This is a genomic window from Exiguobacterium alkaliphilum (genome assembly GCF_018138125.1).
GTDB classification, from domain to species: Bacteria; Bacillota; Bacilli; order Exiguobacteriales; family Exiguobacteriaceae; genus Exiguobacterium; species Exiguobacterium alkaliphilum.
The window spans coordinates 2384313-2408209 of the sequence record NZ_CP073101.1 but is presented as its reverse complement, the minus strand read 5'-3'; the positions used below and the strand labels follow the sequence as shown (position 1 = coordinate 2408209).

Sequence of the window (23897 nt, the reverse complement as noted above, 5' to 3'; positions counted from 1 at the left end):
TTCCTCCGATTATTTGAAGTTCGTGATTGTTTCAGCGTCGAGGCGGACCGATTGGTAGCCTTCTTCTGCCGCTTTCCCGACTGAGAGAATCATGACCGGCACGTAGCGGTCTTTGTCTAAACCGAACGCTTCCGCAAGTTGGTCTTTCTCGAAACCGCCGATCGGGTTCGTGTCGTAACCGTGCGCACGAGCGACGAGCATGAATTGCATCGCGGCTAGGCTCGAGTCGATTTTGACGATGTCGTTCATCTCTTGTTTTGACAAGTTCTTATAGTACGGGAGTATGGCAGCGAGCTGTTGGTCGCGCACGTCTTTTGGCATTTTGCCTTCCGCGACGGCTTGGTCGTAAATCTGTTCGCCATATTCGTAACATTCCATGTCACCGAAGATGAGCACCATCGCAGCCGACGTATCGTTTTGACGGACGTTGAAGCGGATGAGCGGCTTGAGCGTCTCTTTCGCCTCTGGGCTCTCGACGACGACGAAGCGCCATGGTTGCATGTTGACTGAAGACGGGGCTGTTGTCGCTTCCTCGATCATTTGAAGCATTTCAAGTTGTGAGATTTTGACGTTCTCGTCGTAGACGCGGATCGATTTGCGACCGAGCATCACGTCAGTGAATGTGTTGTTTTCGAATGTAGTTGCCATGGATATTACCTCTTTCTCTCTTGTTATAGTTGGTTCAGCTTTTGCAGCAGACTCGACAGCTGATTGATTTCTGACTCGGACAGCACTCTCGTGATCAAATGCTTGCCACGGTCGTGGTCTTGTTCACAGCTCGTCAAGTCATGTTTGGCTTCGTCGGTCAAATGGACGAACACTTCGCGATGGTTCGCCGTGTTCCGTTCCCGTCGGACGTAGCCTTTTTCTTCAAGGATCTTCAAATGGCGGGTGATGGCCGCATTGTCGATTTTCATCGCCTGCTGAATCTCGCTTTGCGAACAGACGCCCTTGTCATGCACGATCATGAGCATCTCATAACGGGTCAGGCTGAACCCCGTCTCTTTCTCGAACGAGGTCGCGACGCGTTGGTCCGCCAGTTTGATTTGGTACAGCAGTCGGCTGATGTCTCGTAACTCCATCTGTGGTGTCTCACCCCTCTCATTTGATAAGTCAATTGTTGACTCGTCAAATGTAAAACATTCACGATGTCCTGTAAAGGAGAATGCTCACAAAAAACCATCCGCTTTTGCGAATGGTGATCACTCCTCATATGCCGTCCCGTCAAAACGGTATTCCGTGATGAACGTCGTCTCGTCGAACCCGTAAAGCCGGTCGTGGTCGTTCAAGTCGTCGATCGTTTGGAGCGAGGCGAACGAGGGCTCGCCGTCGCGCCCGTTCTGCGTCACGTTCAAATAACGTTCCGTGAAGTCGTCATCCTCGTCCGGCGTCCCGTCGAACGAGAAGTGAATCGACCTCACATCGTCCTCGAGCAGACGGATGATGTCGAGGACGCGTCGCTTTTGCTCGTCCGTATTGTCCCACGCCTCGTGCAACATGATCGCGACACCTAAAAATCGTTCAGGATTCAGTTCAAAGATGGACGTCGCCGGCATCGTCTCGATCGTCTGTCCTCGTCCGGCGCCATCGGACACGGTCGCGCGCACCGTCTCTGCTTCCGTCAAGGCATTCGCGTCGACGAGCCGGGTGCGCAACGTCGACTCTGCTTCGTTCACCCAGTACGTCGGCATCACGTCGTCATGGATCGTCCCGTCACCGTACGTCCGGGCGTGATACGTGCCTTGGAGCGGGGGACGTTCGAGTTCGAACGTCGCTTTGAAGTTCGCCATTTTCCAATCGCGCGACACGTCCACTTCGACGTTCTCTCCATACGTGTCGTAAATATACGTCTCATACCGCTCGGTCGCTTCGCCACGCCCATACATCGAACCGATTAAAACGAGGCCAGCTGCGCCAATCAATAATCTCTTTTTCATGTCTGCTGTCACCTCTCCTCCAATGTACCCGAAAAGTCCCACCCACGTCTCGGTCTAAAGGCGTATACAAATTATTTCCAATTACCTGTAAACTAAAGATGCCATCGAAGAACTATTGCATTTACGTGTACTAGTACATATAATACACTTATAACGGATTTAAGGAGAGGGTGTGAGCCATTGCTTTACAATATGGATATGAAAAGTTCGGAACCATTATACGAACAGATCGTCAACCAGACGAAAGCGCTCGTCATCCGTGGCATTTTACGGCCCGGGGACAAGGTCATGTCGGTACGCGAACTCGCGACCGACCTCGTCATCAACCCGAATACGGTCAGTAAGGCCTACCAAGAGCTCGAGCGTCTCGGACTGCTCGAGATGCATCGTGGCCGTGGCACGTTCGTGTCAAAAGATTGGGTCGACCAGGACGCTTCACGCGGACCGGTGATTGAAGCCATTCAAAAACTCGCCATCGATTGCCATTACGCGAACGTCTCGTTCGACGAAGCGGTGACGTTGTTCGAGACCGAATATAAGAAAGTAGGGGAGAGTCATGCTGACAGTCCAGCAACTAACGAAGAAAATTGATCGACAGACCGTGCTCGACGGGGTCGACTTCACGGTCCATCGCGGCGAGATCGTCGCGCTCGTCGGACGGAACGGGGCCGGCAAGACGACGCTCCTCCGGACGATGGTCGGCATCATCCGACCGGACGCAGGCGATGTCTTATATGGGAAGACGAGTATCTTCAACACGCCGGAATTGAAACGGGACGTCATCTTCGTGCCCGACTCGGCCGACGCGCTCAAACATTACACGGTGAACGAAGCAGCTGCCTTATACGAGTCGATCTATCCGTCGTTCAACCGCTCGACGTTCCGTGAGACGCTCACGCGCTACAACATCGACAACAAGAAGATTCGCCAGCTCTCGAAAGGACAGAAGGCGATGGTGACGCTATCGCTCGCGTTCGCTGTCCAGGCGAAGTACTATCTTCTCGACGAACCGACCGACGGACTCGATGTCGTCGCCAAAGCGGACGTCTTGAAGCTCATGATCGCACAAATCGAGCAGCGTGATTGCTCAATCATCGTCTCGAGTCACCAGTTGCACGAGCTCGAGCGAATCGCCGACCGTGTCATCATGATTGAAAAGGGACGGGTCAAAGCCGTCATGACGCTCGAAGAGGCGCGTGCCTTGAGCGTGAAGTGGCAAGTCGTCTTCCAAGACGAGGTGCCGGTCGCGCTGCTCGAACGAAAAGACATCGAAATTTTAAGCGTGACCGGGCGTGTCGTCTTGTTCATGGCCCGGGAGCGGTCGGATGAGCTCGAGGCGTTCGTCGACAGCTACAAGCCGATGCTCGTCGAAGAGATTCCGATGTCGCTAGAAGACGTGTTCCGCGTCCAATTAGGAGGTGAGGCGAATGTTGTCTAACGTGTTACTTAAAAAAGATTGGAAACAAGTATCGCTCTTATGGATCTTACTCATCGCGCTCGGGATTCTTGCTTATACGGTTCCAGTGTTCAACGAGATGCAATTTTATGATGAACAGATTCAAGATGTCCGACAGAACCCGTCGCAGTATCAGGAAGGGACGCAGAAAGACATCGCCACGCTCACGACAGAAGACTTTTTCAATACGACAGCCGGGGCTGGCTATTGGATTGGTGACTTAGGGTCGCTCTTACCGCTCGAGACGGTCTTCTTCCTCTACGTCGTGTTCGGATTTTTAATGGCGTCCGTCTTGATTGGCAGTGAGCGCAACAGCCAAATGTCCGACTTTTCGATGTCACTCCCATTCAGCCGCAACCAGCTGTACATATCAAAATGGTTGATCGGCGTCAGTGGCATCATCCTCTCATCACTGATTGGCGGGGCAATCATGCTCGTCGTGATTCACACGTCACGCTATGCGTTCTTGATTGAAGGGGAAACGTTGAAAGTGTTTGCGGTCATTGGTTTAGTCATCTTGATTGGCATCTCCGTCTTCACGTTGTCGCTTTGGATGGGCTCGTTCGGAGGCGAAGCAATTTCTCAAGTGCTCTGGTCGATTGTTGCTTTCTTGTTCCCGGTTGGAATTTTGTCATTGGTGTACGGGTCGATTCAAGCGACTGCAGGATATGTCTCGTACGACTGGTACTCGGCAGCAATGGAAAGCCTTCCGATGCGCATCGTGTCACCGCTTGTGAACATCGCAAATGTCGACACGTATAACTTGTTTACCGACAATTCGGTGTGGCGTGACTTCACGACGGTCGGGCTATTCAGTTCGCTCCTTTTCATCGGGTTGACGTTCACGCTCGGTCTTCTCACGTTCAACCGGGCCCCGCAGGAGAACAACGGCCGCTTCTTCATGTTCACAGGCTGGCTCTGGCTCGTCCATGTCGTGATGGTCATTTGTTTCGCCATGCTCGGGGGCATCATTTTCTCGGCATTCTCGTACCCGACGAGTGTGACGCTGTATATTATTGGCTTCTTGATCGGCGGCTTCCTCGCGCACTTACTCGCGAGACGTCTGCTTTACCGCTTCAACTTGCAGCTCAAATCATAAGGAGGCATTCCGATGAAACGGTTCAGTCTATTGCTCGCCCTGCTCCTCGTCTTAACGGGTTGTGCGGATTCGTCGACAGGTCGCCCGAATCCGTTCCAATACAAAGGTTCATACGTTGGCGACAATAGCGCCGTCATCGGGATTGCCCAAAACTTGCCGATGCATGACTGTTACAAGTCGATCGAGCTGCAGACGAAGAAGCGTCCGTACGGTCTGACCGTGCGCTATGACGATCCGGAGCTCGAACGGATTGAACAAGAGCGGCTCGCCATCCGGAACGCCGCGACGTACTTCACGCTCGTCAAGAACGCCGAAATCGTCCGCTTCGCCTTCCCGAACCGGACGTACGCGTTCTCACGGCCGGAGATGGAGGCGTGGCTCGGCATCGATTTCTCAACAATCAAATGGGAGAAAGACTTGGTGCTTCGCCTCGATGAGAAAATCGGTAACGAGGTGCAGACGGAAGACTACTTCAAACGCATTTGAACGTGATTGGATTTCATCATCCAATCACGTTTTTTCGATATTTTCTGAAAATTATCGGGTAAAGGGTAGATGAAAGCGTTTTCTTCGTCATATAATGGAGTTAACTGAACCATCATTCATTCCAAGGAGGAAAAGCGATGAACAAACCATGGTTACAAGATTACCCAGCCGACATGCTCGAGACGATTGACTATGAGGTGAAGCCGCTTTATGAGGCGCTCAGCCGCGCCGCGAAAGATTTCCCGGACCGGAAGGCCGTCTCGTTTATCGGAAAAGAGCTGACCTACGCCCAAATCGACGATGCAGCGCACCGTCTCGCGACGATGTTGCAGTCGAAGGGACTGCAGAAAGGGGACCGCGTCAGCCTGATGCTTCCCAACTGCCCGCAATACGTCATCTCGTTCTACGCCGTCTTGTACGCCGGAGGCACGGTCGTCCAGACGAACCCGCTCTATACCGAGCACGAGCTCGAAAATTTGATCACCGACTCGGGCGCCAAGATTGTCATCACGCTCGACCTCCTCTATCCGAAATCGCTTCGCGTCAAAGAGAAGACGGATATCCAGACGATTATTACGACGAGCATCGCCGATTACCTCCCATTCCCAAAGAACAAGCTCTACCCGATTAAAGTGAAGCGCGAAAACAATATCGTCATCGACACGACAGGATCGGTCTTGTTCAAAGACTTTAAAAACTTTGGACCGGTGAAGCCGATTGAAGTCGATCCGAAAGAAGATGTCGCCGTCTTGCAATATACGGGTGGGACGACCGGTCTTCCGAAAGGTGTCATGTTGACGCACTTCAACTTGTCGGCGAACGTCGATCAGATTTCGAACTTCTTCTATAAATATAACCGCGGGGACGAGAAGCGCGTCTTGAGCGTCGTCCCGTTCTTCCACGTCTACGGCATGACGTGCTGCCTAAACTTCGGGGTGGCGAACGGCTATGAGCTCGTCCTTGTCCCGCGCTTCGACGTGACCGACGTCCTGAAGACGATCAACAAGAAAAAACCGCACTTCTTCCCGGGTGCACCGACGATGTATGTCGCCATCCTGAACGACCCGAAACTGTCGAAATATGACCTATCGTCCATCGAGGCCTGTATCTCGGGTTCGGCCCCGCTCCCGGTCGAGGTGCAAGAACAGTTCGAGAAAATCACGGGCGGACGGATCGTCGAAGGGTACGGATTGTCGGAGACGTCACCGGTGACGCATGCGAACTTCTTGTGGGATAAGCGCATCGTCGGCTCGATTGGTGCGCCGCTGTCGGACACTTCTGCTAAAATTGTAAAGGCAGACGGCGAGACGCCGGCCGAAATCGGAGAGATTGGTGAAGTCTTGCTCCACGGTCCGCAAGTGATGAAAGGCTACTGGCAGAAGCCGGAAGAGACGGCGGCCGTCTTGAAAGACGGATGGCTGGCGACGGGCGACCTCGGCTACATGGGTGAGGACGGGTTCTTCTATATCGTCGATCGGAAGAAAGACATGATTATCGCCGGTGGCTTCAACGTCTATCCGCGTGAAATCGAGGAAGTGCTCTATGAGCATCCGGCCGTCAAAGAAGCGGTCTGTATCGGCGTTCCGGACCCGTATCGCGGGGAGACGGTCAAGGCGTTCATCGTCAAGCGCGACGGCGTCGACGTGACGGAAGAAGAGCTCGACAAGCATTGCCGCGAGAAGCTTGCTGCCTATAAGGTGCCGAAACTGTACGAGTTCCGCGAAGAGTTGCCGAAGACGTTCGTCGGTAAGATTTTGCGTCGTGTCCTCGTCGATGAAGAGAAGGCGAAACAAGTGAAACAAAGCAGTTGACACGGCCTTCACACGTGATAGAATAATAAATGAATGAACCATCATTCATTTTTCAGTAGCGGTAAGGAGCTTGGGGTTTATGACAAAGAATGGATCAAAGAGTGACCGCATTATCGATGCGGCAGTGAAAGTGATTGCGGACCACGGGTATCACGGTGCGAAAGTGACGGCCATCGCCAAAGAGGCGGGTGTCGCCGATGGGACGATTTATCTGTACTTTAAGAACAAAGAACATCTCTTAATCGAGTTGTTCGAGACGAAGATGGGGCTGTTCATCGACTATTCGAAGCAACAGATTGAACGAGAGGCGACAGCCGCCGACAAGCTTTACCGCTTGATTGAGTCACATCTGAAACAGCTGTCGGCCGATTACGACCTCGCCGTCGTCACGCAAATCGAGCTCCGGCAGTCGAACTTGGCATTGCGTCAAAAGATTAGCAATGTGTTGAAACCATATTTGAACTTGATCGATGCGGTCGTCGCACACGGAATCGAGACGGGTGAGTTCGACAAACAGCTCGACTATCGGCTCGCGCGGCAGATGATTTTCGGTACGATCGATGAAGTGGTCACGAGTTGGATGGCGAGCGGCTTCAAGTACGACTTGATGTCGACGCTGCCGAAAGTACACCATATGTTGAAAAAAGGGCTTGCTTAACCGTAAGCCCTCTCATTGGCCCAAAAAATGAATGCTGATTCATGAGTGATGGTGCGAACAACTTAAAGGGGGAACTACGATGAATATTTTTGTATTGCTGAAACGGACGTTCGATACGGAGGAAGCGATTCAGCTCGAGAACGGGGAAATTCAAGAAGACGGTGCCGAGTTCATCATCAACCCATACGATGAATATGCGGTCGAAGAAGCCATTCGCAAACGTGACGATCTCGGGGGAGAAGTCACGGTCGTGACGGTCGGTCCGGACGATGCGGATAAAGAGTTACGCACGGCCCTCGCGATGGGAGCGGACAAGGCGGTCCGCATCTCAATCGAGGACGACGTCGAGGACGCGGACCATGTGACGATCTCGAAGGTGCTCGCGACCTATTTGAAAGAACAAGCGCCGGACCTCATCTTCGCCGGTAACGTCGCCATCGATGGAGGAAGTGGACAAGTCGCCCCACGTGTGGCGGAACTGCTCGACATGAACTATGTGACGACAATCACCGAGCTTCAAATTGACGGGACGACGGCGACGGTCACGCGTGACGTCGAAGGGGACACGGAAGTGATTGAAGTGGCGCTCCCGCTTCTCGTCACAGCGCAGCAAGGATTGAACGAGCCACGCTACCCGAGCCTTCCAGGAATCATGAAGGCGAAGAAGAAGCCGCTCGAAGAGCTTGACCTCTCGGACATCGACCTCGATGAAGATGAGATTGAAGCGAAAATCGAGACGATTGAACGGTTCTTGCCGGAAGAGAAGAAAGCCGGACGCATCCTTGAAGGGGACACGGCGTCACAAGTGAGCGAGCTCGTCCAATTACTTCGCACGGAAGCAAAAGTCATTTAAGGGGGACACACATATGAAAGCTTTAGTACTCGCAGAGGCGCGTGAAGGCGCGTTACGGAACGTATCATTTGAAGCCATCGCTGCGGCGAAACAATTGACGGATGACGTGACGGCTGTCGTCATCGGGGAAGACGTCAAAGCACTTGCGAACGAACTCGGGGAATATGGCGCCGGACGTGTCCTCGTCGTCGAAGACGCGCGTCTCAAACATTACACGCCGGACGGTTACGGGCAAGTGCTCCGACAGCTCATCGATCAAGAGTCACCGGATTTAATCGTCCTCGGCCATACCGCGCTCGGCAAAGACATCGCACCGAAACTCGCGGCCCGTCTTGACGCCGGTCTCATCAGTGACGTCGTCTCGATTGAAGGATCTGGTAAAGACGCCGAGTTCGTCCGTCCAATCTATTCAGGGAAAGCGTTCGAGAAAGTGAAGTTCAAAGACTCGGTCATGTTCTTCACGATTCGACCGAACAACATCGATGCGTTACCACGTACGGCTGGTGCGAGCGCATCGGTCGAGACGCCGAGCGTCGAACTGAAAGACCTCGCGATGATCGTCAAAGAAGTCGTCCGCAAAGCGACCGGCAAAGTCGACCTCGCCGAGGCGAAAGTCATCGTCGCCGGTGGCCGTGGCGTCAAGAGCGAGGACGGCTTCAAGCCGCTCGAAGAACTCGCGGAACTGCTCGGTGGGGCGGTCGGTGCTTCACGTGGAGCATGTGACGCTGACTATTGTGATTACGCTCTCCAAATCGGTCAGACCGGGAAAGTCGTCACGCCAGACCTGTACATCGCGTGCGGTATTTCCGGGGCAATCCAGCACTTGGCCGGCATGAGCAACGCCAAAGTGATCGTCGCCATCAACAAAGACCCGGAGGCGAACATCTTCACGGTGGCGGATTATGGCATCGTCGGCGACTTGTTCGACGTCGTCCCGTTGTTGACAGAAGAGTTCCGCAAGCACCTCGTCAGTAGCTAAAGTGCAGAACGTTTGGGGAAACTTACCCTCCGTGGTATACTCTGAACATGAAATGCATGAGGGTTCCTGAGTGGATTCTCACATCTTATTGGGGAGGTATTTACCAAATGGCTATTAAACACGCAACGACTCAATCGTTTGAACAAGATGTGCAAGAGGGCGTCGTCCTCGTTGATTTTTGGGCAACATGGTGTGGACCGTGCCGCATGATCGCACCGGTACTCGAAGAGCTCGACCAAGAGATGGGCGACCAAGTCCAAATCATCAAACTCGACGTGGATGAGAACCCAGAAGTCGCGGGCGCTTTCCAAATCCAAAGCATCCCGACGCTCATGATGTTCAAAGACGGTCAACCTGTCTCGAAGACAATGGGCTTCCAACCAAAAGAAGCGTTGAAAGAGTTCATCGCGACAGCACAATAATGTCCAAAACAGCCGATCGGGTCTCCGGTCGGTTGTTTTTTGTATGTCACCCGACAGACGAACTATGAGATTTTTTTTTACATTTTCCGACGCGTTCCTTCATATTTAAAAGTTTAGAAATAGTTTGAATTTGTGAAGAAACAGGGAAGTTTTAATCATGGCTAAGAACGGAAAAATTGCGCTATACTCATGTAGAGACGTGATGTAGTCAGATGACCCTACTTTTAGTTTGGGCACGCTATATCGCTTGTACGACTCTGTTCGAAGGAGGAATTTTCTTGTCGGTGTTACATCTCGCTATTTTATTGCCGCTCCTCGCGGCACCGTTTATCCCGTTTCTGTTTCGGGCAGTGAAGCGAATACATACGGGGTGGTTCGTATTAATCGTCCCTACGCTTCTATTCGTGTACTTCTTCCGATACATCGGTATCACGAGTGATGGGGGTGTCGTCACGGAGACGGTCCGCTGGATGCCGTCGCTCGGCATCAACTTCACGGCGTACGTCGATGGGCTCGGCCTCTTGTTCGCGCTCCTGATCACGGGGATCGGTGCGCTCGTTGTCTTGTATTCGATTTATTACTTGAATAAAGACAAAGAATCACTCGGCCACTTTTACGTGTACTTGCTCCTCTTCATGGGGGCGATGCTCGGGGTCGTCTTGTCCGACAACATGGTCGTCATGTACATGTTCTGGGAGTTGACGTCGATTTCGTCGTTCCTCTTGATCGGCTACTGGTACGAGAAAGAGCGTTCCCGTTACGGGGCGCAAAAATCGATGCTCATCACCGTGTTCGGGGGTCTGTCGATGCTTGGGGGAATCGTCCTCCTCGAGTCGATGGTCGGCTCGTTCAGTATTCGAGAGATGGTCGCGAACCAAGCGGTCATCGTCGATAGCCCGTTCTTCATCCCGGCGATGATTCTCATCTTGCTCGGGGCGTTCACGAAGTCGGCGCAGTTCCCGTTCCACATCTGGTTACCGGATGCGATGGAGGCACCGACTCCGGTCAGTGCATACCTCCACTCGGCGACGATGGTCAAGGCGGGGCTCTATTTGGTCGCGCGGATGAGTCCGGTGTTCCAAGAGTCGTCGCTCTGGCTATGGATCATCGTCTCGTTCGGGACGTTCACCCTCTTCTGGGGGTCGTTCAATGCGGTCAAACAGACCGATTTGAAAGGGATTCTCGCGTATTCGACCGTCAGTCAGCTCGGTCTCATCATGTCGCTCCTTGGTCTTGGGGCTGCGGCGCTTCATTATGACGGGGTCGATGACAACATCTTCATGGTCGCGACGATTGCAGCGATCTTCCATTTGATTAACCACGCGACGTTCAAAGGCTCGCTCTTCATGATGGTCGGAATCGTCGACCACGAGACCGGGACGCGTGACATTCGTAAGCTCGGCGGCTTGATGACCGTCATGCCGATCACGTTCACGATCGCCGTCATCGGTTCGCTGTCGATGGCCGGTCTACCGCCGTTCAACGGCTTCCTCAGTAAAGAGATGTTCTTGAAGGCGACGACGAAAGTGTTCTCGGCCGACTTCTTCGCGCTCGACACGATCGGCCTGCTCATCCCGGTCGTCGCGTTCATCGCGAGCGTGTTCACGTTCGTCTATAGCTTGATCATCTTCACGCGGACGTTCATGGGCAAAGCCCAGTTCGACAAGTTGCCGAAACAGCCGCACGAGGCGCCAATCGGGATGCTCATCCCGCCAGCGATTCTCGCCGTGCTCGTCGTCGTGCTCGGCTTCATCCCGAACGTGTTATCGAACACGCTCATCCGTCCGGCTGTCGAATCGATTTACCCGTCGCTCGTCGAAGGTGGGCAGGCGGTCGAAGTCGATTTGTATTTCTGGCACGGGATCACGCCTGAGTTGCTCATGACAATCGGGATTGTCGCGCTCGGGACGGTGCTCTTCTTCACGCTCAACAAATGGATGGGCATCTACAACCGTGTGCCGTACCGCTTGACGCTCAACGGCATGTACGACGGTTCGCTCGTCTGGTCGAACAAGGCGGCGTACCGCTTCAAAGACAACTACATGACGGGCTTCATTCGCTCGTATTTGATTTACATCTTCGTCTTCATGTCGGGGATGCTCTTGTTCTCGATGTGGTGGTATGAGATGTTCAACTTCTCGTTCGACGAGATGGCCGAGATTGCGCCATATGAGTATGTGCTCGGTGCGGTCGTCGTCTTGAGCGCGTTCGCGATTCTGTTCATGCGTTCGCGTCTCCCGGCAATCATCTTGCTCGGTGTCGTCGGCTATGGTGTCGCGCTCTTCTTCGTCTTCTTCGAAGCGCCGGACCTCGCGCTCACACAGCTCGTCATCGAGACGGTTTCGGTCGCGCTCTTCCTGCTCGTGTTCTACCACATGCCGGAAATCAGCAAGAAAGAAGTGCGGATGCGCTTTAAAGTCGGCAATGCGATCGTGTCGGTCCTTGTCGGTGTGACGGTCATGATGCTCAGCTTCATGACGCTGTCGAACAAGTCGCTCAGCTCGATCTCGGAATACTATAAAGAAAACGTCTATGAATTGGCTGCCGGGAAGAACATGGTCAACGTCGTCCTCGTCGACTTCCGTGGCTTTGATACATTGTTCGAGATTATCGTCCTCGCGGTCGCCGGTCTCGGGATTTACACGATGATCAAGTTCAGAACGACAGCACAACGTACGAAAGGAGAAGGTGAACATGGACATGAAGCCAAAAAGTGATAAACGCGTCAATGACGTCATTTTGCAGACGGCCGCGGTGATCATCTTCTTCATCATCATCGTTTTCTCGATTCACTTGTTCTTCTCGGGTCACTACTCGCCGGGCGGTGGATTCATCGGGGGATTGATGACGGCAGCGGCACTCGTGCTGCTCCTCCTCGCGTTCGACTCGAAGACGCTCGCGACGGTGCTACCGTTCGACTATCGCCGTCTGACGGCGCTCGGGGCACTCATCGCGGTGTTGACGGCGATGCATTCGATTTTCTTCGACTTGCCGTTCTTCACGCACGCCTATGACAAGTTCTACTTGCCGCTTCTTGGTGAAGAGACGCTCCATACGGCGATCGCCTTCGACCTCGGCGTCTATTTCGTCGTCATCGGCGTCACGATGACGATCATTCAAACGATTGGAGAGAGTGAGTAATGGAAATCTTCGTTAGCATCATTATCGGTGTCTTGACGATGTGTGCAGTCTATATGATTCTCTCAAAGAGTTTGTTACGCATCATCATCGGCACGTCACTGTTCAGTCACGCCGCCCACTTGCTCGTCTTGACGATGTCAGGATTGAAAACAGGCGCCGCACCTGTCCTCGTCGACGGTGTGACCGACTATACCGACCCGTTACCGCAAGCGCTCGTCTTGACGGCGATCGTCATCAGTTTCGGGGTGACCGCGTTCTTCTTGGTGCTCGCCTACCGCGCCTACCAAGAGCTGAACACGGATAATATGGAGGAAATGAAAGGAACGGAATCGAATGATTAACTTACCTGTGTTTCCGATTGTCATCCCGGCGCTCGCGGCGATCATCATGATGTTCCTGCCAAAGAACGTGCGTCTGCAGCGCGGACTGGCACTTGGATCGATCTTTATCACGTTGCTCGTGTCGCTCTTGTTGGTGCACACGGTCTCGAACGAGGGCATCATGACCCTCAACCTCGGGAACTGGCCGGCGCCGTTCTCGATCACGCTCGTCTCGGACATGTTGTCTGCGCTCCTCGTCACGACGTCGACGCTCCTCACGTTCTTCATCGTCTGGTTCGCTGTCCATTACTTTTCGACGGCGTATGAAGAGAACTACTTATACGTGGCGATGCTGTTCTTGCTCGTCGGGGTAAACGGCGCCTTCACGACTGGCGATATTTTTAACTTGTTCGTCTTCTTTGAAGTGTTCTTGATCTCGTCTTACGTCTTGATCGTCCTCGGCGGCAAGGGCGTGCAGTTGCGCGAGTCGATTAAATACTTGCTCGTCAACGTCCTCGCCTCGGCCCTGTTCGTCATGGCGGTCGCGTATTTATACGGTGCCGTCGGGACGCTCAGTTTGGCCGACCTTGCCCAAAAGATTCCGCTCGTCGACAATCCGAACGTCATCTCGGTCATCGGGGTGTTGTTCATCATCGTCTTCGGGTTGAAAGGGGCGCTCGTGCCACTTCACTACTGGTTACCGGGATCGTACGTCGTCGCACCGACGCCGATTCTCGCGTTGTTCGGAGCACTTTTGACGAAAGTCGGGGTCTACTCGATTCTCCGGACGTATACGCTCCTGTTTGACGTGAACGGGACGTTCTTACAGACGTTACTCATCGTCCTCGCCGTGCTCACAATCGTGACCGGGATGGTCGGGGCGATCGCCTATAACGACGTCAAGCTCATTATCATCTATAACATCATGATTGCCGTCGGGGTCATCTTGTACGGAATCGCGGTCAACACGCAGACGTCGCTCGAAGGGGCGCTCTACTACTTGATTCACGACATGATGATTAAAGCCGTCTTATTCATGCTCGTCGGGATGATGATTGGCATCACGAGGTCCGGGCAGCTCCGAGGCATGGGCGGGCTCATCACCCGCTTCCCGCTGTTCGGTTGGACGTTCTTCATCGCGGCGCTCTCGCTCGCCGGAATCCCACCGCTCAGTGGCTTCTTCGGGAAGCTTCTCATCATCCAAGGTGGGGTCGGAGAAGGGGACTTGTTCGGTCCGATTCTCGTCCTCGTCTCGAGCTTGTTCGTCCTCTTCTCGGTCATCAAGATTTTCTTGAACGGATTTTGGGGCGAAGAGCGCGGCACGTATGACGGCCCACTCGTCCCTTACGCAAGTCGTCTGCTCGTCCCGGTCTGCTTGTTGCTCGCTGTGGCGGTCGCCTATGGGTTCGGTGCTGAGTTGATGCATCCGTATATTACCCAGGCAATCGAACCGCTCACGCAACCAGAACTTTATATCGATGCCGTGTTAAAGGAGTGACTGTAAGATGGCCTATCAAATATTGATTAACTTTTTCTTGGCGTTCATCTGGATGTTCCTCACGGGATCGTTCACGACGTATGGGTTCCTGATTGGATATATTCTCGGATTGCTCGTCATCTTCATGATGCGCCGCTTCTTCCGTGAAACAGGGACAAACTTTTATTTCATCCGAGTGATTAAGCTGTTTAAGCTACTCCTCATCTTCTCACGTGAGCTCGTCATGGCGAACTTCGAGGTGTTGCGCCTCGTCCTCAGTCCGAAGCTCGAGATTCAACCCGGGATTTTCCGGTACGAGACGTCGCTCAAATCGGGCTGGAAGATCAGCCTGTTGTCGATGCTCATCTCATTGACGCCAGGGACGCTCGTCGTCCAAGTGTCGCAAGATAGTAAGATCCTCTATATCCATGCGCTCCATATGCCGGATAAAGAGGCACTCAAACGAGACATTTACGAAAACTTTGAATCTAGCATTAAGGAGGCGACGGAATGATGCATTGGTTAGACATCTTAATCTACATCTCACTCGCCATCCTTGTCATCGCGATGTTGTTCATGCTGTATCGGGTCGTGAAAGGGCCGACGACGCCGGACCGCGTCATCGCCCTCGACTCGATCGGGATCGCGCTCATCTCGGTCGTCGCGTTATTGTCGATTTTGCTCGACACGACGATGTTCTTCGAGGTTATCCTCTTACTGAGTATCCTTGCTTTCATCGGGACGGTGGCGTTCTCGAAATACCTAGAGAGAGGAGCAATCATCCATCATGACCGCGACAATGATCTTTGATATTTTGACCGGCGTCTTCACGGTCATCGGGGTGTTCTTCACGGTCGTCGCGGCGATCGGCCTTCTCCGTCTGCCTGACATCTACTCGCGTACACACGCGGCGTCGAAGTCGGCGACGCTCGGTGTCATGTTCGTCTTGTTCGCGGCCGTGCTCCACGTCTGGGTCGACCAACGCGTCTTCGATGCACGGCTCTTGCTCGGGTTGTTCTTCGTCTTGTTGACGGCTCCCGTCGGCGGACATTTGATTGCCCGGGCGGCGCATACGAAAGGCGTGCCGCTCTGGAAGGACTCACTCCAAGACGCATTGAAGGAAGACAAGGACAAAGGATTGGAATAACGAAAAGACTCGCCGCGGCGAGTCTTTTGCTTGTTGGCGAACATCGATCGAAGCGCTCGTCCTTCCGGCGCCCATGCTTTCCGCAGGCAATCCCGGAGCCGCATCGCGACTAACGTCACTGCTGGGTCTCCGTTGGATTGCTCTCCTGCAGGGGACAGGACGCTTTGATGTGTTTACAAAAAAAGACGAATCAGGTCGCGATGTGCGAATGGATTCGTCAACCGATTTAAGACTCGCCGCGGCGAGTCTTTTTTACGTGGTCTCATAGTAAGAAGCTCAAGTCGGACGCTGACGTCGGATAGGCGAACTGCAAGTGTTTGACGTGTTGATGGGTCATGTTGTTCTGTATAATGAAAGAGAACAGGTTAATCAGTTCCGGCGCGTGCTGGCCAATTAAGTGGGCGCCGAGTACATGGCCGTCACGGCTGAGCAGGACGCGCGAGAACGCCGTCTCGTCATGGATGCGTTCATACGTCAAAAAGTGGGACAAGTCGATGTCTTTGAATTCGAAATCGATTCCGTTCGCTTTCGCCTCCTCGACCGTCAGACCGACCTTGGCGATCGGCGGCGATGTGAACACGACCGTCGGCGCCGGCCGCTCCGGAAACGGGCGGGTGTTTCCTCGCAAGAGGTTCAAGGCGGCGATCCGTCCTTCTTGCCCGGCGAACGGTGTGAGCGGCGGGTTGTCGCTCGCGCTGACGTCCCCGGCGGCGTAGATGTTCGGGTTCGATGTCTGCAAATAGGCGTTGACGCGAATCCCGTCGTGGTCGGCTCTGACGCCGGCCGCCTCGAGATGGAGCCGCTCGATGCTCGGGATGCGGCCCGACGCGTTAAGGACGAGCCCGTGAAGGGTAGAGTCATCAGACAACGTCAATACGTCCCCGTCGAGCGCGCTCGGCTCGACACCATAACGGACGTCAATCCCGATGCGCTCGGTCTCATCGATGAGCCGCTTCACGACGTTCCGGTCGAACGCCTTTAAGGCGCGTGAGCGGACGAGTAGCGTGACGTCGCAACCGAACCGCCGCAGAATATGGGCGAACTCGAACGCGATATAACCGGCCCCGACGATACTCACGTGCGCAGGCAACGACGCGAGGTCGAAAACATCGTCGCTCGTGATGGCGTGCTCCCCGCCCGGGATGTCGAGCGGGCGGGGAATGAGACCGGTCGCGATGATAAAATGATGAGCCGAAATCTCATGTCCGTTGATGACAATTGAGTCCTCATCGATGAAGTGGGGTTCGCCTTCGAATAAATCGATGCCGTGCTCTCTCCAGTTGTGCGTCTTCGTCGTCGGGACCGCAAAACGATATTCATCGACGCGACGCTTGAACGTCGCCCAGTCGAGTGTGATCTCACCGTTGACGCCGAGCGTCTTCATCTGGTCGACCCGGGCTACGAGTTCCGCGCCTTCCGCGAGCATCTTTTTCGGGTCGCAGCCGCGTTGCGGGCACGTCCCGCCGAACGTCCAATTCTCGACGATGGCAATCTCTTTACCGGCGTCACGTAAAATATTTGCCGCTTGGCTCGCGGCCGAGCCGCTCCCAATAATGATGACGTCATACCGTTTCATAACCATTCCCTCCCTCGAAGACTTCACCATATTTTTCCCGTCCTCGAGGAAGCTAAACTGAGGTGACCGAACTTGAGTCAAACAGACCACATTAAACATAAATTAGCGCTCCTCCCGGACGACCCCGGCTGTTACTTGCATAAGAACGAGTACGGCGAGGTCATCTACGTCGGGAAAGCGAAGAACTTGAAGAACCGGGTCCGTTCCTACTTCACGGGGGCGCACGACATCAAGACGATGCGTCTCGTCGCTGAGATTCGCGACTTTGAATACATCGTCACGGCAAGCGAACTCGAGGCGCTCCTGCTCGAGATGACGCTCATCAAAAAGCACGACCCGAAATACAACATCCGGTTGAAAGACGATAAGACATACCCGTACATCAAAATCACGAACGAGCCGTACCCGCGCCTACTGACGACACGGAAGTTGAAGAAGGACGGCGGCTATTATTTCGGCCCGTATCCGAACGCCTATGCCGCGAACGAGACGAAGCGTCTTCTCGACAAGCTGTACCCGCTAAGGAAGTGTCAGCCGATGCCACGTAAGCTCTGCCTGTATTACCATATCGGACAATGCCTCGGGCCGTGTGAGCTCGCCGTCGATACGGACGACCAGAAAGCGATCGTCCAAGAGATTCGCCGGTTCTTGAACGGGGAGACGGCCGAGACGCTCGCCAAGCTCGAGGTCGATATGGGCAAGGCCGCCGAGGAGATGCAGTTCGAGCGTGCCGCCGAGCTCCGTGACCAAATCCGGGCCGTCGAATCGATTATGAACAAACAGAATATGATCACGGCCGACCCGACCGCGCGCGACGTGTTCGGCTACACGCTCGACCGGGGCTGGATGTGTGTCCAAGTGTTCTATATGCGTGGCGGCAAGATGATTGAGCGTGACGTCTCCCTCTTCCCGCTCCACGGGGAACCGTCCGAAGAGCTCGAGAGTTTCATCGTCCAATTCTACGAACAGAACGTCGTGCCAAAAGAAGTGCTCGTCCCTGAAATCGTCCGCGTCGACTTGTTGGTTGATGCGATCGGCACGAAAGTGATGCAGCCGAAACGGGGAGCGAAACGGCAACTGCTCGCCTTGGCGACGAAGAACGCGGAAATCGCGTTGAACGAGAAGTTCGAGTTGCTCGCCCGCGACGAAGAGCGGACGCTCCTGGCGATGCGCGAGCTCGGTGAGGCGATTGGCATCCCGAACTTGTCGCGCGTCGACATCATCGACAACGCCAACATCCAAGGAAGCGACGCCGTCTCGGCGCTCGTCGTCTTCGAGGACGGCAAGCCGCTCAAGAAAGAGTACCGGAAGTACAAGATTCGCACCGTCCAAGGGCCGGATGACTACGAGACGATGCGTGAAGTCGTTCGCCGCCGGTTCCGTCGGCTGTTGACCGAGGAGAAGCGCTTGCCGGACTTGCTGTTGATTGATGGGGGCATCGGACAGTTGAACGCCGCCCTCGATGTGCTCCAGAACGAGTTCGGACTCGACTTACCGGTCGGTTCGCTTAAAAAAGACGACCGACACCGGACGAGCCAACTCTTGTTCGGGGAGGGTGGCGGCATCGTCGAACTGAACTCGCGCTCGAGCGCGTTCTATCTGTTGCAGCGGATGCAAGACGAGGTCCACCGTTTCGCCATCACGTTCCACCGCAGCCTGCGGACGAAAAAGATGACGAAATCGGTGCTCGACGATATTCCGGGGGTCGGGCCGAAACGGCGCCAACAATTGATTCGACATTTCGGGTCGATGAAACAGATTCGCCTCGCCTCACTCGAACAGTTAAAAGAAGCGGGACTGCCGGAGAAGTTGGCAGAGAAAGTGCTCGAGCATGTGCATGAGGAGACCGATGAATAAGAAAGAGCCGATGCGGAAAATCGCATCGGCTCTTCGTCATTAGTACGAATCTTTTCGGTCTAATTGGACGGTGATGTGGACGGTTTGGCGTGCCGGCTCGGCGAAGCCTTCAGCGACACATTGGAGACGCCCGGCGATCTGTTCGGCTAAAAAGCCCGCCTCGAGCTGATAATAACCGGTCGCTTTTTGCTGTGTCGAAGGAGGCGGAACGAGTTCGAACGAGAACTTACTTCCTTTTTCTTTCACAAGCGTCAATTGCCCCCATCCGGCTTCCTCGAAAAATGCGACGAGCTCATCGTCTGGCATAACGGGGAACTTTCGGGCGACCCGTTTACCGGCCCAATAGATGACTTGGCCGTAGTCTTCACCAAGCAAGTCTGTCAACACATAATCGCGCAACAATTCAATCGCGAAAGTGGGTTGGCTCATAGTTTCCATCTTCTTCCATCACTCCAATCTCTCTATACCATTATAACGACGAATTGGGATTTGGTCACCGGGATTTTTCGAAAAGAATGTGCCGGAAATCCGTCCGGTTGTCTTGTCATACAATTTTCACAAGAGTAGAATAGGAGTCAGAAAGCTATATTTAGATTTGAAAACGCTTTTATTTACAAAACGAGCCAAGTGCTCGGACAAAGGGGGAACTAGAATGGCAACGCGTCGTGACTATTTCAGTCGTAAAGTCCATTCGCTACTTGGGGTCATCCCAATCGGCTTGTTTTTGATCGTTCACTTGTCGGTCAACTACTATATCGTCGATGGGGTGGAGTCGTTCAACAAGGCAGCAAAATTCATGGAGAGCTTACCGTATTTATACTTCCTTGAAGTGACGATCATCGCCTTGCCGATGATTTTCCACGGTGTGTACGGCGTCTATTATGCGTTCCTCGGGTCGATCAACTCGAACCGATACTCATACGCCCGCAACTGGATGTATATTCTACAACGCTTCACAGGCGTCTTCCTCGTCATCTTCATCGCGTGGCACGTTTGGGAAACGCGCTTGGCGAAGATGCGCGGCGTCGAGGTCAACGCGGAGATGATGCAAAACATCGTCGACAACCCGCTCATGCTCATCTTCTACATAGTCGGGATTCTCTCGGCTACGTTCCACTTCGCGAACGGACTTTGGTCGTTTGCAATCACGTGGGGCATCACACAGTCACCGCGCTCGCAACGTTTCATGAGCTACGTGTCAGGTGCCGTGTTCTTGGCACTATCTTTTGTCGGACTTCGTTCAATCTTGACGTTCGCCGGCATCTTGTAATAGGGGGAATTTTACATGGCAAATCAAAGTTTGATCGTCATCGGTGGCGGTCTGGCTGGACTCATGGCGACGATCAAGTCGGCTGAGATGGGTGTTCCGGTTAAATTATTCTCGCTTGTACCGGTCAAGCGTTCACATTCGGTTTGTGCACAGGGCGGCATCAACGGGGCCGTCAACACGAAAGGGGAAGGGGATTCTCCTTGGCAACACTTCGATGACACGGTTTATGGGGGCGACTTCCTTGCCAACCAACCGCCTGTCCAAAAGATGGCAGAAGCGGCACCGAAAATCATCCACATGTTCGACCGGATGGGCGTCATGTTCAACCGGACGCCGGAAGGTCTTCTTGACTTCCGTCGCTTCGGCGGCACGCTCCACCACCGCACGGCGTATGCCGGTGCGACGACGGGGCAACAGCTCTTGTATGCACTAGACGAGCAGGTTCGTCGCTATGAGGCGCAAGGGCTCGTCGAGAAGTATGAAGGCTGGGAGTTCCTCCGGGCCATCATCGACGAGGCGGGCGTCTGCCGCGGTGCGGTCTGTCAAGATCTTCGTTCGATGGAGATTAAAGCGTTCCCGTCGGATGCGGTCATCCTCGCGACAGGCGGCCCGGGTGTTATCTTCGGCAAATCGACGAACTCGGTCATCAACACCGGGCAAGCGGCCGGGGCGGTGTATCGTCAAGGCGCGGTCTATGCGAACGGCGAGTTCATCCAAATCCACCCGACGGCGATTCCAGGGGACGACAAGCTTCGTCTCATGAGTGAGTCGGCGCGCGGTGAAGGTGGACGTGTCTGGACGTATAAAGACGGGAAGCCTTGGTACTTCCTTGAAGAGAAGTATCCGGCCTACGGAAACCTCGTGCCGCGTGATATCGCGACGCGTGAGATCTTTGACGTCTGCGTCAACCAGAAGCTCGGCGTCAACGGCGAGAACATGGTGTACCTCGACTTGTCGCACAAAGACTCGAAAGAGCTCGACATTAAGCTCGGCGGCATCCTCGAGATTTATGAGAAGTTCGTCGGCGACGACCCACGGAAAGTGCCGATGAAAATCTTCCCGGCCGTCCACTACTCGATGGGCGGACTCTGGGTCGATTACGACCAGATGACGAACATCCCTGGACTGTTCGCGGCAGGGGAATGCGACTACTCGATGCACGGTGCGAACCGTCTCGGCGCGAACTCGCTTCTTTCGGCCGTATACGGCGGGATGGAAGCCGGTCCGGCAGCGGTCAGCTACATGCGTGGCCTCGACCAAGCGACCGAGAGCGTACCGGAAGCCCTCTTCAACTTCAACGAGCGCGAAGAGATTGAACGCTTCAACAACATCCTCGCGATGGACGGTACGGAAAACGCGTATCAGATTCACCGTGAACTCGGTGAGCTCATGACGGACAACGTCACGGTCGTCCGCTATAACGACAAGCTCATCGCGACGGACCAAAAGATTCAAGAACTCCGTGCACGCTTCAATAACATCTCCGCGACCGATACGGCCCGCTGGAGCAACCAAGGTGCCTCGTTCATCCGACAGCTCGACCACATGCTCGATCTCGCGCGCGTCATCACACTCGGCGCTTTGAAGCGGGACGAGAGCCGTGGGGCCCATTACAAGCCGGACTTCCCGGAACGGAATGACGAGCAGTTCATGAAGACGACGATGGCACGCTATGACAATGGGGAAGTCGATATCTCGTATGAAGAGATCGACGTTTCGTTAATCCCGCCGCGTAAACGGGATTACTCGAAGAAAGGGGCGAAGACGAAATGACGACGCCAATGCAATCAGACCAAAAAGACATCCGCTTCATCATCGAACGCCAAGATGGACCGGATCAACCGACGTATACAGAAGAGTTCACGGTACCTTACCGACCGAACATGAACGTCATCTCGGCGCTCATGGAGATTCGCCGGAACCCGGTGAACGCCGAAGGCCAAAAGACGACGCCAATCAACTGGGACATGAACTGTCTCGAGGAAGTATGTGGCGCCTGCTCGATGATCATCAACGGGAAACCGCGCCAATCGTGTACGGCACTCGTCGATAAGCTCGAGCAACCGATCCGTTTATCACCGATGAAGACGTTCCCGGTCGTCCGTGACCTTCAAGTCGACCGTCAGCGCATGTTTGACGCGTTGAAAAAAGTGAAGGCATGGGTCCCAATCGATGGCACGTACGACCTCGGTCCAGGACCGCGGATGCCAGAGAACAAGCGTCAATGGGCGTATGAGTTGTCGAAATGTATGACGTGCGGTGTCTGCCTCGAGGCGTGCCCGAACGTCAACGATAAGACGAACTTCATCGGTCCGGCCGCCATCTCGCAAGTCCGCCTCTTCAACTCGCACCCGACCGGCGCCTTCCACGCGGAAGAACGTCTCGAGGCGCTCATGGAAGACGGCGGCATCATGCAGTGCGGGAACGCACAAAACTGTGTCGAAGTTTGCCCGAAAGGCATCCCGCTCACGACGTCAATCGCCGCGATGAACCGCCAGACGACGCTTCACTCGTTCAAATCGTTCTTCGGTAGCGACAAGGGCCGTACCGGCTCTGCGGTCGAGGCGTAAGGGGAGCGGATGACGAAATACTTCCGCGAAGCCGATTGGGAAACACGTGTCAGAGCAGGGGTCGCACTAGACGTCAAAGTCCGATTCTCGGAGTGCGACCCGTACGGTCACATGAATAACACGATTCCGTTCATCTATTTCGAAGATGCGCGAATCGAGTTGCTTGAGGCGACAGGTTTTTCATTGAAAGATGGGTTCGTCGTCGTGGCGGACGCGCAGTGCGATTACGTCCGCCAAGTGATGCCGCGCCAATCGATCAAGGTATATGCCAATGTCTTGACGGTCGGAAACACTTCATGTGATATTCATTACGGGGCATATGATGGAGAACAGCTCATGTTCGCGGGGCGCACGAGCCTCGTGCACTTGTCGAAATCCGGTCGTCCGGTCGAATGGACTCCAGAATATAAAAACCGCTTGCAGAATTTTTGAGAATCCGCTATCATTTGATAATGAGTTCACAAACAATTATTTTGCAGGTCCGCCTGTAGAATTGAAATTTGAAGGGAGACTATCACGTCATGGAAAAAACGTTCACAGTCGTTGCAGATTCAGGAATTCACGCTCGTCCAGCTACACAGTTGGTTAACACAGCTTCTAAGTTCCAATCAGATATCAACCTTGAGTACAACGGTAAAACGGTAAACCTTAAGTCGATCATGGGTGTACTTTCACTCGGAATCGCGAAAGATTCGACAATCAAAATCACTGCAGCTGGTGACGATGCAGAAGAAGCGGTTAACACGCTTTCTGACATGCTCACAAGCGAAGGTCTTGCTCAGTAATTCGGGCAACGGACGAGGCGGCCAATCGGCTACCTCGTCTTTTTTGTTTGTCA

27 protein-coding genes are annotated in these 23897 nt (G+C 54.1%); 22 read left to right on the top strand and 5 right to left on the bottom strand.

Features of this window, described 5'->3' with window-relative positions; genetic code table 11:
* Positions 1 to 9 precede the first annotated feature (9 nt).
* The 3 genes from KB235_RS12430 to KB235_RS12420 form a co-directional block, all read right to left on the bottom strand.
* A complete protein-coding gene (locus KB235_RS12430) occupies positions 10 to 648 on the bottom strand; it encodes a nitroreductase family protein (RefSeq protein ID WP_211779795.1) in 639 nt (212 codons plus the stop codon).
* A 23-nt stretch (positions 649 to 671) separates the two neighbouring features.
* Positions 672 to 1082, bottom strand: a complete 411-nt coding sequence (locus KB235_RS12425; protein ID WP_138859783.1) for a MarR family winged helix-turn-helix transcriptional regulator — start codon at positions 1080 to 1082, stop codon at positions 672 to 674.
* Between the two features lie 120 nt (positions 1083 to 1202).
* Complete coding sequence (locus tag KB235_RS12420) at positions 1203 to 1937, bottom strand: hypothetical protein (RefSeq protein ID WP_211779794.1); 735 nt, start codon at positions 1935 to 1937, stop codon at positions 1203 to 1205.
* Between the two features lie 180 nt (positions 1938 to 2117).
* On the opposite strand from KB235_RS12420, the gene KB235_RS12415 reads away from it, so the two are divergent.
* The 16 genes from KB235_RS12415 to mnhG all read left to right on the top strand — a co-directional run bounded on the left by KB235_RS12415 (position 2118) and on the right by mnhG (position 15786).
* On the top strand, positions 2118 to 2528 hold the full coding sequence (locus KB235_RS12415; protein WP_034816390.1) for a GntR family transcriptional regulator: 411 nt from the start codon (positions 2118 to 2120) through the stop codon (positions 2526 to 2528).
* Positions 2494 to 3375, top strand: a complete 882-nt coding sequence (locus KB235_RS12410; RefSeq protein ID WP_211779793.1) for an ABC transporter ATP-binding protein — start codon at positions 2494 to 2496, stop codon at positions 3373 to 3375. Before KB235_RS12415 ends, KB235_RS12410 begins: the two co-directional genes overlap by 35 nt.
* Positions 3365 to 4492 (top strand): ABC transporter permease subunit, encoded by a 1128-nt coding sequence (locus tag KB235_RS12405; protein WP_211779792.1) that lies wholly within the window; start codon positions 3365 to 3367, stop codon positions 4490 to 4492. Before KB235_RS12410 ends, KB235_RS12405 begins: the two co-directional genes overlap by 11 nt.
* A 12-nt stretch (positions 4493 to 4504) precedes the next feature.
* Positions 4505 to 4978: a DUF4825 domain-containing protein gene (locus KB235_RS12400; RefSeq protein WP_211779791.1), complete on the top strand. Its 474-nt coding sequence runs from the start codon at positions 4505 to 4507 to the stop codon at positions 4976 to 4978.
* A gap of 137 nt (positions 4979 to 5115) precedes the next feature.
* Positions 5116 to 6789, top strand: a complete 1674-nt coding sequence (locus KB235_RS12395) for an AMP-binding protein (protein ID WP_211779790.1) — start codon at positions 5116 to 5118, stop codon at positions 6787 to 6789.
* 79 nt (positions 6790 to 6868) lie between these two features.
* Entirely contained in the window at positions 6869 to 7447 is a 579-nt protein-coding gene (locus tag KB235_RS12390; RefSeq protein WP_211779789.1) for a fatty acid metabolism transcriptional regulator FadR, read from the top strand.
* Between the two features lie 79 nt (positions 7448 to 7526).
* Positions 7527 to 8300 (top strand): electron transfer flavoprotein subunit beta/FixA family protein, encoded by a 774-nt coding sequence (locus tag KB235_RS12385; protein ID WP_034809796.1) that lies wholly within the window; start codon positions 7527 to 7529, stop codon positions 8298 to 8300.
* Between the two features lie 13 nt (positions 8301 to 8313).
* On the top strand, positions 8314 to 9279 hold the full coding sequence (locus KB235_RS12380) for an electron transfer flavoprotein subunit alpha/FixB family protein (RefSeq protein ID WP_034816380.1): 966 nt from the start codon (positions 8314 to 8316) through the stop codon (positions 9277 to 9279).
* Between the two features lie 107 nt (positions 9280 to 9386).
* The gene (gene trxA, locus KB235_RS12375; protein ID WP_211779788.1) at positions 9387 to 9701 is read left to right on the top strand and encodes a thioredoxin; all 315 of its coding nucleotides are present in this window, start codon (positions 9387 to 9389) and stop codon (positions 9699 to 9701) included.
* A gap of 278 nt (positions 9702 to 9979) precedes the next feature.
* Positions 9980 to 12418 carry a Na+/H+ antiporter subunit A gene (locus KB235_RS12370; RefSeq protein WP_034816378.1) on the top strand — a complete coding sequence of 813 codons (2439 nt, stop codon included), beginning with the start codon at positions 9980 to 9982 and terminating at the stop codon, positions 12416 to 12418.
* Positions 12402 to 12842 (top strand): Na(+)/H(+) antiporter subunit B, encoded by a 441-nt coding sequence (locus tag KB235_RS12365; protein ID WP_034809885.1) that lies wholly within the window; start codon positions 12402 to 12404, stop codon positions 12840 to 12842. The genes KB235_RS12370 and KB235_RS12365 overlap by 17 nt, the downstream gene beginning before the upstream one ends.
* Entirely contained in the window at positions 12842 to 13183 is a 342-nt protein-coding gene (locus KB235_RS12360; RefSeq protein ID WP_034816376.1) for a Na(+)/H(+) antiporter subunit C, read from the top strand. The genes KB235_RS12365 and KB235_RS12360 overlap by 1 nt, the downstream gene beginning before the upstream one ends.
* Entirely contained in the window at positions 13176 to 14660 is a 1485-nt protein-coding gene (locus KB235_RS12355) for a Na+/H+ antiporter subunit D (protein ID WP_211779787.1), read from the top strand. The genes KB235_RS12360 and KB235_RS12355 overlap by 8 nt, the downstream gene beginning before the upstream one ends.
* 7 nt (positions 14661 to 14667) lie before the next feature.
* Entirely contained in the window at positions 14668 to 15153 is a 486-nt protein-coding gene (locus KB235_RS12350) for a Na+/H+ antiporter subunit E (protein ID WP_211779786.1), read from the top strand.
* Positions 15150 to 15449 carry a Na(+)/H(+) antiporter subunit F1 gene (locus tag KB235_RS12345; RefSeq protein WP_081825915.1) on the top strand — a complete coding sequence of 100 codons (300 nt, stop codon included), beginning with the start codon at positions 15150 to 15152 and terminating at the stop codon, positions 15447 to 15449. The genes KB235_RS12350 and KB235_RS12345 overlap by 4 nt, the downstream gene beginning before the upstream one ends.
* Positions 15427 to 15786, top strand: a complete 360-nt coding sequence (gene mnhG, locus KB235_RS12340; RefSeq protein ID WP_034816371.1) for a monovalent cation/H(+) antiporter subunit G — start codon at positions 15427 to 15429, stop codon at positions 15784 to 15786. The genes KB235_RS12345 and mnhG overlap by 23 nt, the downstream gene beginning before the upstream one ends.
* A gap of 262 nt (positions 15787 to 16048) precedes the next feature.
* On the opposite strand, the gene KB235_RS12335 is transcribed toward mnhG, so the two are convergent.
* Entirely contained in the window at positions 16049 to 17362 is a 1314-nt protein-coding gene (locus tag KB235_RS12335; protein WP_211779785.1) for a dihydrolipoyl dehydrogenase family protein, read from the bottom strand.
* A 72-nt stretch (positions 17363 to 17434) separates the two neighbouring features.
* Here KB235_RS12335 and uvrC point away from each other — a divergent pair, with 72 nt between their 5' ends.
* Positions 17435 to 19219 (top strand): excinuclease ABC subunit UvrC, encoded by a 1785-nt coding sequence (gene uvrC / locus KB235_RS12330; protein WP_211779784.1) that lies wholly within the window; start codon positions 17435 to 17437, stop codon positions 19217 to 19219.
* Positions 19220 to 19258: 39 nt separating this feature from the next.
* Here the strand turns inward: uvrC and KB235_RS12325 are convergent, their stop codons facing one another.
* A complete protein-coding gene (locus KB235_RS12325) occupies positions 19259 to 19648 on the bottom strand; it encodes a YslB family protein (protein WP_246514209.1) in 390 nt (129 codons plus the stop codon).
* Positions 19649 to 19871: 223 nt separating this feature from the next.
* Here KB235_RS12325 and KB235_RS12320 point away from each other — a divergent pair, with 223 nt between their 5' ends.
* From KB235_RS12320 to KB235_RS12300, 5 genes are all read left to right on the top strand, one after another.
* Positions 19872 to 20489, top strand: coding sequence for a succinate dehydrogenase cytochrome b558 subunit (locus tag KB235_RS12320; protein WP_034816360.1), 618 nt, complete (start codon positions 19872 to 19874; stop codon positions 20487 to 20489).
* Positions 20490 to 20504: 15 nt separating this feature from the next.
* Complete coding sequence (gene sdhA / locus KB235_RS12315; protein WP_034816358.1) at positions 20505 to 22262, top strand: succinate dehydrogenase flavoprotein subunit; 1758 nt, start codon at positions 20505 to 20507, stop codon at positions 22260 to 22262.
* Between the two features lie 8 nt (positions 22263 to 22270).
* Complete coding sequence (gene sdhB / locus KB235_RS12310; protein ID WP_200871127.1) at positions 22271 to 23059, top strand: succinate dehydrogenase iron-sulfur subunit; 789 nt, start codon at positions 22271 to 22273, stop codon at positions 23057 to 23059.
* Positions 23060 to 23068: 9 nt separating this feature from the next.
* Entirely contained in the window at positions 23069 to 23491 is a 423-nt protein-coding gene (locus tag KB235_RS12305) for an acyl-CoA thioesterase (RefSeq protein ID WP_211779782.1), read from the top strand.
* A gap of 89 nt (positions 23492 to 23580) precedes the next feature.
* Positions 23581 to 23844 (top strand): phosphocarrier protein HPr, encoded by a 264-nt coding sequence (locus KB235_RS12300; RefSeq protein WP_021066838.1) that lies wholly within the window; start codon positions 23581 to 23583, stop codon positions 23842 to 23844.
* Positions 23845 to 23897: the final 53 nt, after the last annotated feature.